The sequence below is a fragment of the Citrobacter freundii complex sp. CFNIH2 genome (assembly GCF_002880615.1).
Taxonomy (GTDB): Bacteria; Pseudomonadota; Gammaproteobacteria; order Enterobacterales; family Enterobacteriaceae; genus Citrobacter_A; species Citrobacter_A amalonaticus_F.
Genome location: NZ_CP025757.1, coordinates 3376353 through 3391000 on the forward strand (window position 1 = coordinate 3376353; position 14648 = coordinate 3391000).

12 protein-coding genes are annotated in these 14648 nt (G+C 52.6%); 3 read left to right on the top strand and 9 right to left on the bottom strand.

Going from position 1 to position 14648, the window contains the following annotated elements; all coding sequences use genetic code 11:
* Positions 1 to 68: 68 nt before the first annotated feature.
* Positions 69 to 425 (top strand): DUF805 domain-containing protein, encoded by a 357-nt coding sequence (locus WM46_RS16455; RefSeq protein WP_102602843.1) that lies wholly within the window; start codon positions 69 to 71, stop codon positions 423 to 425.
* A gap of 71 nt (positions 426 to 496) precedes the next feature.
* Here WM46_RS16455 and yhaJ read toward each other — a convergent pair whose 3' ends face one another.
* A complete protein-coding gene (yhaJ, locus tag WM46_RS16460) occupies positions 497 to 1393 on the bottom strand; it encodes a DNA-binding transcriptional regulator YhaJ (RefSeq protein WP_061076228.1) in 897 nt (298 codons plus the stop codon).
* 104 nt (positions 1394 to 1497) lie between these two features.
* Here yhaJ and WM46_RS16465 point away from each other — a divergent pair, with 104 nt between their 5' ends.
* Positions 1498 to 2199, top strand: coding sequence for a pirin family protein (locus WM46_RS16465; protein ID WP_061076227.1), 702 nt, complete (start codon positions 1498 to 1500; stop codon positions 2197 to 2199).
* 19 nt (positions 2200 to 2218) lie between these two features.
* Complete coding sequence (locus tag WM46_RS26400) at positions 2219 to 2380, top strand: hypothetical protein (RefSeq protein WP_187394394.1); 162 nt, start codon at positions 2219 to 2221, stop codon at positions 2378 to 2380.
* A 93-nt stretch (positions 2381 to 2473) separates the two neighbouring features.
* Here WM46_RS26400 and WM46_RS16470 read toward each other — a convergent pair whose 3' ends face one another.
* From WM46_RS16470 to tdcA, 8 genes are all read right to left on the bottom strand, one after another.
* Positions 2474 to 3787 (bottom strand): serine dehydratase subunit alpha family protein, encoded by a 1314-nt coding sequence (locus tag WM46_RS16470; protein WP_061076226.1) that lies wholly within the window; start codon positions 3785 to 3787, stop codon positions 2474 to 2476.
* 21 nt (positions 3788 to 3808) lie between these two features.
* Entirely contained in the window at positions 3809 to 5140 is a 1332-nt protein-coding gene (locus WM46_RS16475) for an amino acid permease (protein ID WP_061076225.1), read from the bottom strand.
* Positions 5141 to 5688: 548 nt separating this feature from the next.
* On the bottom strand, positions 5689 to 7053 hold the full coding sequence (gene tdcG, locus WM46_RS16480; RefSeq protein ID WP_102602844.1) for an L-serine ammonia-lyase: 1365 nt from the start codon (positions 7051 to 7053) through the stop codon (positions 5689 to 5691).
* Between the two features lie 85 nt (positions 7054 to 7138).
* Positions 7139 to 9433: a 2-ketobutyrate formate-lyase/pyruvate formate-lyase gene (gene tdcE, locus WM46_RS16485; protein ID WP_102602845.1), complete on the bottom strand. Its 2295-nt coding sequence runs from the start codon at positions 9431 to 9433 to the stop codon at positions 7139 to 7141.
* Between the two features lie 33 nt (positions 9434 to 9466).
* Positions 9467 to 10675, bottom strand: coding sequence for a propionate kinase (gene tdcD, locus WM46_RS16490; RefSeq protein ID WP_102602846.1), 1209 nt, complete (start codon positions 10673 to 10675; stop codon positions 9467 to 9469).
* Positions 10676 to 10706: 31 nt separating this feature from the next.
* Entirely contained in the window at positions 10707 to 12038 is a 1332-nt protein-coding gene (gene tdcC / locus WM46_RS16495; protein ID WP_061076221.1) for a threonine/serine transporter TdcC, read from the bottom strand.
* A gap of 34 nt (positions 12039 to 12072) precedes the next feature.
* Positions 12073 to 13062 carry a bifunctional threonine ammonia-lyase/L-serine ammonia-lyase TdcB gene (tdcB, locus tag WM46_RS16500; protein WP_042998242.1) on the bottom strand — a complete coding sequence of 330 codons (990 nt, stop codon included), beginning with the start codon at positions 13060 to 13062 and terminating at the stop codon, positions 12073 to 12075.
* Between the two features lie 99 nt (positions 13063 to 13161).
* Entirely contained in the window at positions 13162 to 14100 is a 939-nt protein-coding gene (gene tdcA / locus WM46_RS16505; RefSeq protein WP_061076220.1) for a transcriptional regulator TdcA, read from the bottom strand.
* Between the last annotated feature and the right edge of the window lie 548 nt (positions 14101 to 14648).

Here is a 14648-nt window from a genome sequence, read left to right on the forward strand (position 1 = left end):
AATCATTCGCATCTATTCTTATTCTGATTGCTTTTAAAACAAGTGATTGTCACAAGGTTGAGGCGAAAATGGACTGGTATATAAACGTTTTACGCAATTACATTGGTTTCGGCGGTCGGGCCCGTCGCAAAGAGTTCTGGATGTTTGTGCTGGTCAACATTATCTTCACGTTCGTTCTGGGCGTCCTGGATAAGATGCTTGGCTGGCAGCGCGCCGGAGGAGAAGGAGTACTGACGACGATTTACGCGATCCTCGTCTTTTTACCCAGTTGGGCCGTTCAGTTCCGACGTCTGCACGACACTGATCGAACGGCCTGGTGGCTGTTACTGTTAGTGATTCCCGTCATCGGCTGGTTGGTGATCCTCATCTTCAACTGTCAGGACGGCACGCCAGGTGAAAACCGCTTCGGGCCAAACCCTAAGTAAAACGAAATGCGCTGATCGGCTTCGGGGCAATCGGTTTGCCCCGAATATGGTAATCCTGAAGAAAGCGTCGTTTATTTCCTGGCAAACAGTTTGGGAATTTCACGCAGACACCAGGCTTTAGCTTCCCCCATACTGTCTCTTCGCCAGGCCATAATGATGTCAATCTCGCTGGTCGATTCCGGACTGACCACGCGCAGTCGTCCTTCCGCAATATCCTGTTCCACCAGCGGATACGGCATCGTCGCCACCCCTAATCCTGCCAGTAACGCCTGACGCTTATCTTCGATGGTGCTGACGGTGAGGCGCGCTTGTTTATCCAGCAGTTGCACGGTTAATACCGGACGTTCACGCGCGGTATCCGCGACCGCAACGCCGCGATACTTCACCCGCGTCACTTCCGACAGCGGCTCCGGCTCCTGATGAATCGGGTGATCCGGCGCGGCAACATAGACGTTCATCAGGGTATACAGCTTGCGAGAGTTAATTTCTGACGACGAACGAAAGTGCATGTCCGGGGCCACCACAATATCCGCCCGGCCTTGTTCCAGGCGCTCCCACGCCCCCGCCAGCACCTCGGTAATCACCGAAAGCTGCGTATTGGCTTTAACAGCCAGTTTGTCGATCAGCGGGAAAAAGGCCGGGGTTGGCACCAGCGCCTCGGTCACAATGGTCAGATGCGTTTCCCACCCTCGCGCCAGCGCCTCAGCGTCCGTGGTGAGCTTATCTGCCGCCTCCAGCAGCACACGCCCTCTTTCCAGCAGCATGCGCCCAACGTTTGTGAATTTTGTTCGATGTCCGGAGCGGTCAAACAACACCACATCCAGCTCTTCTTCCAGCTTCTGCATGGTGTAGCTGAGCGCAGACGGCACGCGCCCCAGTTCATCGGCCGCTGCGGCAAAGCTACCGCGGCGATCTATCGCGTCCATTACGCGTAATGCCTCAAGCGTTAACGCCCTTTCTTTGGCCATATCGTTCTCATTCAGGAAATTTGAACATACCGGGCAGAATATCTGGCTAACAATGCAGCGTCCAGCCCCTTAACATAAAAGGAAGTAAAGAGAGGTCAAGAACTATGATTACTACCCGAACAGCCAAACAATGCGGACAAGCAGACTACGGCTGGCTGCAGGCCCGTTATACCTTCTCCTTTGGACACTATTTCGACCCAAAACTGCTGGGCTACGCATCGCTGCGTGTGCTCAATCAGGAAGTCCTGGCGCCCGGTGCGTCCTTCCAGCCGCGCACCTGGCCAAAGGTGGACGTGCTTAATCTGATTCTCGAAGGCGTTGCAGAGTATCGTGACAGTGAAGGCAACCATGTGCAGGCCCAGGCGGGTGAAGCGTTGCTGCTCGCGGCGCAGCCGGGTATCAGCTACAGCGAACATAATATCAGCAAAGACAAACCGCTTACGCGTATGCAGTTGTGGCTCGACGCCTGTCCAGAGCGCGAGAATGCTCTGGTGCAGAAGACAAAACTGACGAAGGCTAAACAGCAACTGATCGCCTCACCCGATGGTGAGAACGGCAGTCTACAGTTGCGCCAGCAGGCGTGGGTACACCATATTGAGCTGAATCAGGGCGAGTCACTGAGTTTTCAGCTTCACGGCCCGCGCGCTTATTTGCAGTCCATTCACGGCACCTTTCACGCCGTCACCCACGATGAAGCGCGTGAAGCGCTGACCTGTGGCGACGGGGCCTTTATTCGTGACGAAGCTAACATAACGCTCGTTGCCGATACGCCGTTACGCGCTTTGCTGATAGATTTGCCGGTGTAATCGGTAACCGGAGTGGTGTATGAGTAAGAAAGCGAAAAAACAGGCCCCGACAGGGAAAGTGGCAACGGCAGAAACCGACACCGCGCCCCGTGCGTTTGACTACGAGGCGATGCTGACCGAGCTGGAGGCGATTGTCGCGGACGCGGAAGTTCGTCTTTCCGAGGAAGACGCTGCCGCCTGATCCTCGTTGCCGGATGACAGCGCAAGCGCTTTATCAGGCCTACACGTTCGTAGGCCGGATAAGCGTCGCGCCATCAGGCTGTCAGCCCTCCACTTAATGCGCTTTACGGGCCATGATCTCGATAATCTGTTTGTCCGTTTGCTGCATGGAATGACACGCCAACGCGCACAGGTTGGCAATAGATTGTTCCACGTTGTGCGCCACAATCCCTTCGTTACCGGTGACCGCCGTATCGTCCAACGCCATCAGCACCGCCTTCCACGCCGCAGAAGCACTGGTGGAGACTTTCATCGCACAACTGTTAGATGCCCCATCGCAAATCATTCCGCTGACATCGCCAATCATGCTGCTGATCGCCATCGAGATCGTGCTGTAGCGCCCTTCGTCCACCAGCCAGGCCATCCCTGCCGCGGCACCCATCGCGGCAGTCGTTGCAGCACACAGCGCCGACAGACGCGGGAGCTGGTGGTGTATGTAGATTGCGCTCAGATGGGAAAGCATCAGCGCACGCGCCAGTTTCTCTTCATCCACGCCAAAGTGTTCAGCCACCACCATCACCGGTACCGTGGCGGTGATCCCCTGATTGCCGGAGCCGGAGTTACTCATGGCGGGCAGCGTCGCGCCGCCCATACGCGCATCCGACGCCGCACTGGTCCGGATAAGGATCGCCGTCGAAAGATCGTTTGCCAGCAGACCGCGTGCGCACTGCTTTTCCAGCGTTGCGCCAATGTGCAGTCCCCAGTTTCCCCGTAACCCTTCCTGTGACAGCGCGCCGTTAAGTCGGGCGGCGTCGAGAATAAAACGAATAGCGTCGAACGGTACGGTATTCACAAACGCCAGAATTTCTTCCAGCGAGGTCTCAGAAAGCACCGCCAACGGCGATTCCTGCGCCTCATCGTCCGCATTCGCCTGCTGAGTAAACTTCACGCCGGTATGGGTTTCGATCCGCACAATGTGAGTATGACCGCCGACAATGGTGACGCACGCCCAGCCGTCATGGCTATAGACCTTCGCGCGAGAAAACAGGATGTCATCACAGGGTTGCTGCAACATCACCGACACCTTGCCCGCTTTCAGCATCGCTTTCGCATCGGCAATGGCCTGCGCAGAGGCATCTTTCAGCACCTCCAGTCCGGCGTTCGCATTCCCGCCAATCGCCCCCAGCGCGGCGGCGATTGGCAGCCCAACCATACCGGTTCCCGGCACCGTCACCCCCAGTCCGTTTTTCATCAGATTGGGCGAGACCCAGGCATCGATTCGCTCCACCGCGCCCTGCAGTTCAGAGGCCGCCACCGCCGCTGCCAGTGCAAGGGAAACCGGTTCCGTACAGCCCAGTGCGGGTTTCACCTCTTCCTCTACTGCGCGGATGAAACGCTGCCACAACGGATTTTTTATCGTCTCAGACATAACAACAACCTTCAGGATAAATCAGGAAAAAGCCAGGAACGGAGATACGCACAGCAACAAACCGGTGACGATAATCAGATACAGCGACGCCCCTTTGTATTTGTGCAATGCAGGGACTTTGTAGACCAGCCAGGCGGGGATCAAACATCCCACCATGCCGAAAATGGGACTACAAATCGACGTAAAGCTCAGAACCGGCGCGTTGAGCACGATAGCGCTCCAGGCCAGTAAAATGGCAAACAGCATGATGCCGCGCTGCACCAGCGTTTCATTGATCTTCTCAGCCGGCAGTTTGCGACGCAGAATGTTCATCGCAATCCCCTGCGTGGCTTCGCGAAAGCCTAAATAGACGCCAAAGAACGCGGTCATCACGGCGAAAATGTTCAGGATGACGCTCACGACTTTCACCCAACCGGCGCCCGCACCGCTGATGAACTGTGCAGCAATCGCCAGCGCGGAGATATTCTGCTCATAGGCTTTAACCGCTTCGTCGTGTCCCATTGCCAGCGTAAAGGAGACGGCGTAGAAGAACACGGTGACAAACAAAATGCCGAAGGCAATATTCATGGCGCGTAGCGCTTTGTGACGCGCCACCTCGACGGATTTCTCACGGGAGCGGTAGGAGATCACCATCGGGCTCAGGGTCTGGATAAACAGGATCGAGGTCAGGGTAAACGGTAGCGTGATAATCGCGTTCTTAACCAGCAGCGCCATCGGCGGCAACGCGCCAATATTGTACAAATGCCACATGCCAACCATCGACACCCCCAGCGCCGCCACGACCAGCAGTTTGGTCAGCACCATACCGGTAGAGATTTTGAACAACAGTTTCTCACCGCGTGAAGAGATAGCCACGAGAATGCAGATCAGCACCAGACCATAGAACGGGTTATCGGATAGCAGTCCCTCTGTCACACCAAAAGTATGCAAATAGGAAGCGCTGTCGTTGGTGATAGCGGTGGAATAAACGAACATCCAGATAACCAGCATCACAAAGTACAGCGCGCCTAACAGAATGCCCCAGTTTTTCCCCAGATACCCGCTGATGACGCTGGGATAATCTTTACATTCCGGGGACTCCGCCAGCGTATTAATAAACAGACGCTGAAACAGATACATAGCGGGATAACCGATAACCGACGAGAGCAAAAAGACCCACAGCCCCATCAAACCGACCTGGACCGGGAGAAAAACAATCCCCGCGCCAATCGCCATCCCGATACTCATAATGACCCAACCGGTGTCGGTACTGTCGAATTTAATCGCTTCCCGCCACTCACTCTCTGTCATTCCAGCCCGGCGCGCAGGGGCGCTGGCGTCGAGAATGACGCTACTGTTCGTTGCCGTTTCCATAAAATTCTCGCTCATTGTGTAGGGTATATTTTTATTTTTTGTCGTGCCGCATCAAGGCGATACGCGGTACGGGGTATGCAGGCGAGTCATTAGAATGGAAAAAAGGATACGCTCAGGCGCAGAGAAAAACGTCACAAAATAACCCTGATATTTTCTATAAGTTAAGAAATTTTTTCTATTTAAAAACGCTTATATGTCATTTTTTTCTAAGTTTGAAAGAGATCACAACAAAAAAGCACACCAAAGTGTGCTTTCCAGATGGCTGAAATGAATGAAATGCCCGATGGCGCAAGCTTATCGGGCCTACGAATGATGAACGTGTAGGCCCGATAAGGCGACAGCCGTCATCCGGCAAAAACAACTAAATGCCCGATGGCGCAAGCTTATCGGGCCTACGAACGATGAACATGTAGGCCGGATAAAGCGACAGCCATCATCCGGCAAAAACAACTAAATGCCCGATGGCGCAAGCTTATCGGGCCTACGAACGATGAACATGTAGGCCGGATAAGGCGACAGCCGTCATCCGGCAAACTTTCTGGCGTTAGCTAACTGCACACCACTTTGATCGCTAAACCACCGCGTGATGTTTCGCGGTACTTATCGTTCATGTCCTTACCCGTCTCGTACATGGTTTCGATGACCTTATCCAGCGAGACACGCGGCTCGGAGGTACGGCGCAGCGCCATACGTGCGGCGTTAACCGCCTTGACTGCGTTGATCGCATTGCGCTCAATACACGGGATCTGCACCTGCCCGGCGACCGGGTCGCAGGTTAAGCCGAGGTTGTGCTCCATGGCAATTTCCGCCGCGATGCAAACCTGCGCCGGGCTACCGCCCAGCAGTTCGGTCAACCCCGCCGCCGCCATTGAACTGGCCACGCCGATCTCCCCCTGACAACCGACTTCCGCCCCGGAAATTGACGCATTCATTTTGTACAGCGCCCCAATGGCCCCGGCCGCCAGCAGATAGCGGGCGATGGAGTTGGCATTCAGCGGACGACGGAATTTATCGTAATAGGCCAAAACGGCTGGAATAATACCGCATGCCCCGTTGGTGGGCGCAGTGACCACGCGCCCGCCCGCCGCATTCTCCTCACTGACTGCGAGAGCAAACATGTTGATCCAGTCGATGACGTTCATCGGGTCGCTGGAGAGACTGTCACTGGAGACCAGCAGACGGCGTAACGCTACCGCGCGGCGCGGTACATTCAGCGGGCCGGGTAAGACGCCTTCGGTATTCATCCCGCGTTCTATGCCAGCGTGCATCACTTCCCAGATCTGAGCAAATCCGGCATCAATCTCCACCTTGCTGCGCAGCGCCAGTTCGTTTTGCATCATCAGCCCGGAGACTGAAAGGCCATTGCGCTCGCACAGTTTCAGCAGCTCGCTGGCGGAATGAAAATCATAAGGGACCGGCGCTTCCACGTCGTGCGCCTGACCAAAGCGCTCTTCCTCCACGATAAACCCGCCGCCAATCGAGTAGTAGGTTTTACTCAGCAGCGTCTCCTGGTTTTCCCAGGCGGTGATCCGCATACCGTTCTCGTGCCGTGGCAGCGTTTCACCATGAAAAACAATGCTGTCGGTAACCGGGAAATCGACGACATGTAACCCCTCAGCGACCGGCAAGCGACCGGTACGGTTCACCTCGTCAATAAACGCGGGGATGGCGTCAATGTTGACGCTTTGCGGAGTGTTTCCGGCCAGCCCCATCATAATGGCGGTATCGGTCGCGTGGCCTTTTCCGGTCAGCGACAGTGAACCATACAGATCAACCGACATGCGCGTCGTGCGCGATAAGCTTCCACTGCTGACCAGTTGATCGATAAACCGTTTTCCTGCATTCATCGGCCCTACGGTATGGGAGCTGGATGGACCAATGCCAGGTTTGAAAATATCGAATGCGCTAATCATTTCTAGACCCTCGGACTCGTTCAGTGGAGACCAGGTTTTTATACGCATAGTGAATCGGGGCGATCCGCAGACCGCCCCGATAACGTTACATCGCCTGGGTGAAAGTACGCGAAATGACGTCCTGCTGCTGCTCACGGGTGAGCGCGTTGAAGCGCACAGCGTAGCCGGAGACGCGGATCGTCAGGTTCGGATAGTTTTCCGGATGTTCAATGGCATCCAGTAACATCTCCTTGTTCATTACGTTAACGTTCAGGTGCTGACCACCTTCCACATGCGCTTCATGGTGGAAGTAACCATCGAGCAGCCCGACCAGGTTGGTTTTCCGCACCGGATCCTCTTTCCCAAGTGCCGCAGGCACAATCGAGAAGGTGTACGAAATCCCGTCCTTCGCGTAGGTGAACGGCAGTTTCGCCACGGAGGTCAGCGAGGCGACAGCACCCTTGCGGTCACGCCCGTGCATCGGGTTAGCGCCCGGCGCAAATGGCGTTCCGGCGCGGCGTCCATCCGGGGTATTCCCGGTTTTCTGTCCGTACACCACGTTGGAGGTGATAGTCAGAATCGACTGCGTCGGTACCGCGTTCCGGTAGGTCGGCAACACTTTAATTTTCTTCATAAAGCGTTCAACCAGATCGCAGGCAATGCTATCCACGCGCTCGTCGTTATTGCCGTATTGCGGATATTCCCCTTCAATCACGAAATCGACCGCCAGCCCGTTATGGTCGCGAACCGGTTTCACCGTCGCGTACTTGATTGCAGAAAGTGAATCCGCCGCCACCGACAGCCCGGCAATCCCGCACGCCATCGTGCGATAGACGTCGCGATCGTGCAGCGCCATCAGCGACGCTTCGTAGCTGTACTTGTCGTGCATGTAGTGAATGATGTTCAGTGCGCTGATGTACTGTACCGCCAGCCAGTCCATAAAGTGGTCCAGACTGTCCATCACCGTGTCGTAATCCAGCACATCATCCAGCAGCGGCGCGGTTTTCGGCCCCACCTGAATTTTCAGCTTCTCATCCACCCCGCCGTTGATTGCGTACAGCAGCGTTTTGGCGAGGTTGGCGCGCGCACCGAAGAACTGCATCTGCTTACCGATAACCATCGGGCTCACGCAGCAGGCGATCGCGTAATCATCGCTGTTAAAGTCGGTCCGCATCAGATCGTCGTTTTCATATTGCAGTGACGAGGTGACGATAGAGACCTGCGCGGCATACTTTTTAAACGCGATGGGCAACGCTTCTGACCACAGCACGGTGAGGTTTGGCTCCGGTGCCGGCCCCATCGTGTGCAGCGTATGCAGGTAACGGAAAGCGTTTTTGGTCACCAGCGTGCGGCCATCCAGCCCCATCCCGCCGATGACTTCGGTCGCCCAGATCGGATCGCCGGAGAACAGCGTGTCAAACTCCGGCGTACGCAGGAAGCGCACCATCCGGATCTTCATGATGAAGTGGTCGATCAACTCCTGCGCCTGTTGCTCTGTCAGGATCCCGGCATTGAAATCACGCTCGATATAAATATCGAGGAACGATGCGGTGCGACCCAGCGACATCGCGCCGCCGTTTTGCGATTTCACCGCCGCCAGATAGGCAAAATAGACCCACTGTACCGCTTCCTGCGCGTTACGCGCCGGGCGAGAGATATCGCAGCCATATTTCGCCGCCATCTCCTGCATTTGCAACAACGCGCGACGGTGCTCCGCCAGCTCTTCACGCAGGCGAATCGTGGCTTCCAGACTCTGTCCCCACTCCAGATTTGACTGGAGATCGGCGAACTGCAACTCACGCTCACGCACCAGATAGCGGATGCCGTACAGCGCCACACGGCGATAATCACCGATGATGCGCCCACGACCATAGCCGTCCGGCAAACCGGTCAGCACACCGGATTTACGGCAGCGCAGCATGTCCGGAGAATAGGCGTCAAAAACGCCCTGGTTGTGGGTTTTACGCAGTTCGGTGAACAGGTACTCGAAGTTCGGATCCATCTCACGACCATAAGCATCGAACGAGCTTTTGATCATGTTGACGCCGCCAAACGGATGCAGCGCACGCTTCAGCGGCTTATCCGTTTGCAGACCGACAATCTTCTCCAGTTCCTGCTCAATGTAACCCGCATCGTGCGCAGTAATGGTGGTCGCAATATTGGTATCGAAATCGACCGGCGCATGGGTCGCGTTTTCGATACGAATGCCCGCCATCACCTTTTCCCACAATGCCGTAGTTGCAGGCGTTGCATCCGCAAGGAAGGATTCATCCCCTTCATAAGGCGTATAGTTGTGCTGAATAAAATCACGGACATTAATTTCTTCTTTCCAGTCCGTACCTTTAAAGCCAAGCCATGCTTCGGCATACAGCATATCGCTGGTATCGATATCTACCTTCATGAAAAATAATCTCTCTACAGAACAACAAATAAATTAGGCGTATTCCACGGCTGCGTTAATGCGGCCTAATTGAATCGCATCGAGCGCAATCATTTTTTCTTCGTTCGTCGGGATCACGGCGCAAATAACCCGGGCATCAGGGGTGGAAATAATGCGCTCGCCATGAGAATTCGACAGATTATTTCGGTCACTGTCGATATTCACCCCCAATACCGCCAGATGCTCAACCACCAGACGACGAATTAATACCGAGTTCTCACCAATACCACCGGTAAAAATAATGCCGTCCAGACGGTGTAACGAAGCGGCATGTCCGGCAATATGACGGGCAATGCGGTGAACAAAGGTTTTAATCGCCAGCTGTGCCCGCTCGTGTCCTTCATGCCAGGCTTTTTCCAGCACTCTTAAGTCGGACGACAGGCCAGAAATGCCGAGCAAACCGGACTCTTTATTCACTACCCGCTCCAGATCGCTCAGAGTCTGGTGGGTTTCGCTGGCGACCCACGCCATCGCGCCGAAGTCCACGTCGCCGCTACGCGTACCCATCATCAACCCTTCCAGCGGCGTCATCCCCATTGAGGTGTCGACGCTGTGACCATTACGGACGGCACAAATTGACGCGCCGTTGCCGAGGTGGGCGATCACCAGGCCGGAGTCCTGTTCGGACAGCGCAAGCAGTTCATGCGCGCGTTGAGAAACATAGCGGTGCGACGTTCCGTGAAAGCCGTAGCGCCGCACGCCCAGCTCTTCGAAATACTTCCACGGCAGGCCATACAGATACGCTTCTGGCGCCATGGTCTGATGGAAGCTGGTATCAAACACCGCCACCTGGGTGACGCCGGGGAACAGATGCTGTGCGGATTCAATTCCGCTCAGATTGGCGTAATTATGTAACGGCGCCAGGGGTGAAACACGGCGAATATTATCAATAACCTCATCGGTAATAATCGCTGACTCGGTAAAGATATTTCCACCGTGGGCAATGCGGTGGCCAATTAAGGCCACGCTGTCATTTAAATTGCGTTTTTCCAGTTCAAACGCAATCGCTTTTAATGCGCCTTCGTAGCTGTGGTGAGCCAGCGTGACTGGCTCACCTCCATTTACAGATAAGAACGCATTTTCCGAGTTAATACCATCCGCAATACCTGCCATTAATACGTCGCAGTTATTTGCATCGAGTACTGAAAACTTAATTGAAGACGATCCACAATTAATAACCAGAACTATCGGAAACTCATTCATTTCACTACTCCGCTCATCCTGAGCTTAAGGATTAAAACAGTTTATACACGATATTCAGAATGGTCAGCAGACCGATGACGGTGACAAACACGTTATCCAGACGGCCACGGTATTTCGCCAGCGACGGTGCCTTACGAATGGCATACATCGGCAGCAGGCACAGCAGTGAGGCAATAATTGGCGCGCCCATCGCTTCAATCAGGTCCAGAATGTTCGGGTTGGCGTAAGCCACAATCCAGGTAGACCCCATGATGAAGATCATGCTGATGGTGTTAAGTTTGCCGGAGGAAACCTTCGTTTTATCGCCTTTGTAACCGAACTTCAGCACCAGACCATTCAGCCCTTCCAGCGTTCCCAGGTAGTGACCGAAGAAGGATTTGAAGATGGCAACCAGCGCAATAATCGAGGCGCCATATTCCAGCACGGTGGCGAAAGTCGACTTCGTTCCGGACAGGGAAGCGAAGTGGTTTGCCAGATAAGACAATACCGGAATGTTCTGTGCTTTCGCATCTGCCATGTTTGCCGGAGAGAGCGTGAACAGGCAGCTAAAGGCGAAGAACATGACCACAGCGACCATCAGCATGCTGGCGCGAGAGATGATCTGAGAACATTTCTGCTCGGTGTATTCACGGCCAAAATCTTTCTCGTATTCTTCACGCTTAGAGACCACGAAAGACGAAACGATCGGCGAGAAGTTGAACGAGAACACCATGATGGAAATCCCCAGCCACACGGTGACCAGAATGCCATCGTGACCGGTTAAGGCGATATTACTGATATCGACCTGATCGATCACCGCAGAGTTCCAGTAAGGGATCAGCGACAGCGAGATCAGCACCAGGCTGGCAATGAACGGCCATACCAGGTAGCTCATCACTTTAACCATCAGATCCTTACCAAACCAGATAACGAACGCCATCAGCAGCAGCAGGAACAGTGCCACAAAACCACGGTTCAGCGCCGGCATCTGTAACTGGTTTTCCCAGAACGTCATGAACGTGTTGGTAATGGTGACGCCATAAATCCACAGCAGCGGACAAATCGCGAAGAAATAGAGGAACGTGATGACCACGCCGCCCGTCTTACCAAAGTGCTCTTCAACCGTTTCCGTGATGTTGCCGGACGGGTTTGACCCGGACAGACACAGACGCGCCAGCGCACGGTGGCAATAAAACGCGATGGGGTACGCCAGTACCAACATCAAAAGAATGGGGATTAAACCGCCAAATCCTGCGCGGATGGGGAAGAACAACACCCCGGCGCCGATGGCAGTACCAAATAAACCCAGTGTCCAGGTGGTGTCTGATTTACGCCAGGACGACTGTTTTGTCTGGCTGGATACAATGCTGTCAGTAGTACTCATATCCTATCCTCAACGAAGAGATTAATAGCCGGGTTTATGCGTCTGCTAAACCCGTAATTTGCGATACACGGGAAAGATCGATATTGCCGCCAGAAATAATGCTGACCGTTTTTCTGTTCTGGATATAGGCATCTAATTTCCCGCTTAATAAAGCAGCACATGCCAGTGCGCCTGCACCTTCTGTCACCACTTTGTTGCGTTGAATTAAAGCAATCATGCTGTTACGAATTTCGTCTTCGCTGACCAGGACAATGTCATCCACTAATTCACGCACAATTTCGTAAGTTAATTTACCCGGGCGGGAAACATCACAACCATCCGCCAGGGTGCCGGTCGTTCGGTGCGTGGTTATTTCTCCAGCCTGATAAGACGCCGCCATGCCGTGTACGTTTTCAGACTGCACGCCAATCACTTTAATGGTCGGGTTAATAGATTTTATGGCAATAGCAATACCGGCGATTAAACCGCCGCCGCCGATAGGAACAATCACGTTATCGACGTCATACAGGTCTTCCATAATTTCCAGACCGATAGTGCCCTGGCCGGCAATGACTTTCGGATCGTCATAGGGTGGGATAAAAATACGCCCTTCCATTTCGACAATCTCACTGACCTTGGCGATGGTGTCGTTGAAGTTATCGCCGTGCAGCACCACTTCCGCCGAGTAGTCGCAGGTAGCGGCCACTTTCGATTTCGGCGCGCCCTTCGGCATCACCACTTTGCCATCAATGCCCAGCATCGCACAGGAGAGGGAAACCCCTTGAGCGTGGTTACCCGCTGAACACGCGACAACGCCTTTGCGTTTTTCCGCATCCGTCAATGAACTGAGTTTGTTAAATGCGCCACGAATTTTAAATGAGCCGGTACGCTGCATGTTTTCAAACTTAAGGAATATTTCCCCTTTGCACCGCTCACTAAAATAGTTTGAGCGCGGCATGCCTGTTTTATATATTTTCCCCGCCAGTCGTTTTTTTGCTTCGAGGATATCTTCAATGGCAACCGGGAGATCGTAAGTAATGTGCATTGTAACCTCTTACCTGATAGTAAAGTAATAGATAGCCGTAACCAACGTCTGATATTAAGAACGATGGTATGAATTGAGGATTAAATTAAATTTAATCTGTTAGTTAATTTCAATTAATTGCTTTCGTCTGCAACCTTTATAAGATGAATATTCTTTGGCTAATTCAACCAAAACCGATGCGGCTTTTTTAATACGATAGTTTTTTGACCATATTGCGGCATAGCGCGCAATGGGTAACGATTCTTCTACAGGGAGAGTAATAAACTGGTTCGAACCAAAAGGTGCGGCCATATCGCACGGGATGACGGTCAAAAAATTAGCATTGAGAACAAGATTGTAAATGGTCACAACAGAGTCGGTTTTAACGATGTTTTCGATGCTGATGCCATTTCTTTGCAGGGTGGTGAGGAGTTCGCTGTAGTAGCCCATATTCGTTTGTGGCAACACCCACTGTTCGTTCTGCAACGATTCCAGTGTGGTGGTGCCGGTGCATGTTCGGGACTTATTCGCCACCAGCACGAACTCCGACTCAAAGAGCGGCTCGACGTGCAGATCCTGCAATTTCATTTCATCGCTGAGCGTACCAATCGCGAAGTCCAGTCGCCCGTCGCGGATCGCCGGCAGGAATGAGGAGAGTTGCGCCTCATACATGGAGACCTGTGATTTTGGGTAGACCTCTTTGAACTTCTGGATCATATCGGACATAAAGGTAAAGCCAATCAGCGAAGGAAACCCGAATGAGATATCAACCACCGTGTTGTCGGTCATGCTGTTCATCTCATTCACCATGTTTTTCATCTCACGGGTGATGGATTCGGACCAGGAGAGTAAAACCTGCCCGGCATGGGTTAAGGTGACGCCGGTATTTTTGCGAACCACCAACTCAACGCCAAAATAAGCTTCAATATCGTTAATGATTTTACTAACAGCTGGCTGAGTTAACCCTAATTCTTTTGCCGCAGAACCGATAGAACCGCTTCTGATTACTTCCTGAAAGACCACCAACTGCTGTGTTTTTGGGAGAGCAAACGTATTCATATCGACCTGCGTTAATAACTTTGTTGACGGCGTGAAGTGTAACAAATTACATGAAGCAGGATATGTGCGACCACTCACAAATTGCCTTCACCTATATTTCAAGGGGTTATTTGTAAATAAATAAATCATTTATATTCAATTGGTTATACAAATACCATGTCACTTTAGTCTGATTTTTGTCAAAAAAATAGGGGGGGATAACTATATTTTATGGCGATAACACACGTTATTTTTCCCTCACATCTAAAAATGAGGAATGACGATATTTCAAGCAATTATCGCGTAGTTAATGGTCAATTTGTTCATTAAATTTAATAAGTAATTTATCAAATATAATTAGATCCAGGACATAAGTTGGGTTAAATAACGTTATACATCACGTTTTTTTGCCTTATTTGTTTGTAAAGAAACATTGAATTTATCATTAATTAAATATAAGCACACAAACAGTTATCATTTACAACAACGTGTTAACACTGACATTTTCCTTTTTTTTAGTGTGTAATTTTAGACAAGAGAACGTTTGCTTTTCGTTTCTCTTGCCAAAG

Bases quoted from the DNA above. Each gene is read 5' to 3' on its own strand.
- WM46_RS16455 (WP_102602843.1), top strand. From the start codon at position 69: ATGGACTGGTATATAAACGTTTTACGCAATTACATTGGTTTCGGCGGT.
- yhaJ (WP_061076228.1), bottom strand. From the start codon at position 1,393: ATGGCCAAAGAAAGGGCGTTAACGCTTGAGGCATTACGCGTAATGGAC.
- WM46_RS16465 (WP_061076227.1), top strand. From the start codon at position 1,498: ATGATTACTACCCGAACAGCCAAACAATGCGGACAAGCAGACTACGGC.
- WM46_RS26400 (WP_187394394.1), top strand. From the start codon at position 2,219: ATGAGTAAGAAAGCGAAAAAACAGGCCCCGACAGGGAAAGTGGCAACG.
- WM46_RS16470 (WP_061076226.1), bottom strand. From the start codon at position 3,787: ATGTCTGAGACGATAAAAAATCCGTTGTGGCAGCGTTTCATCCGCGCA.
- WM46_RS16475 (WP_061076225.1), bottom strand. From the start codon at position 5,140: ATGGAAACGGCAACGAACAGTAGCGTCATTCTCGACGCCAGCGCCCCT.
- tdcG (WP_102602844.1), bottom strand. From the start codon at position 7,053: ATGATTAGCGCATTCGATATTTTCAAACCTGGCATTGGTCCATCCAGC.
- tdcE (WP_102602845.1), bottom strand. From the start codon at position 9,433: ATGAAGGTAGATATCGATACCAGCGATATGCTGTATGCCGAAGCATGG.
- tdcD (WP_102602846.1), bottom strand. From the start codon at position 10,675: ATGAATGAGTTTCCGATAGTTCTGGTTATTAATTGTGGATCGTCTTCA.
- tdcC (WP_061076221.1), bottom strand. From the start codon at position 12,038: ATGAGTACTACTGACAGCATTGTATCCAGCCAGACAAAACAGTCGTCC.
- tdcB (WP_042998242.1), bottom strand. From the start codon at position 13,062: ATGCACATTACTTACGATCTCCCGGTTGCCATTGAAGATATCCTCGAA.
- tdcA (WP_061076220.1), bottom strand. From the start codon at position 14,100: ATGAATACGTTTGCTCTCCCAAAAACACAGCAGTTGGTGGTCTTTCAG.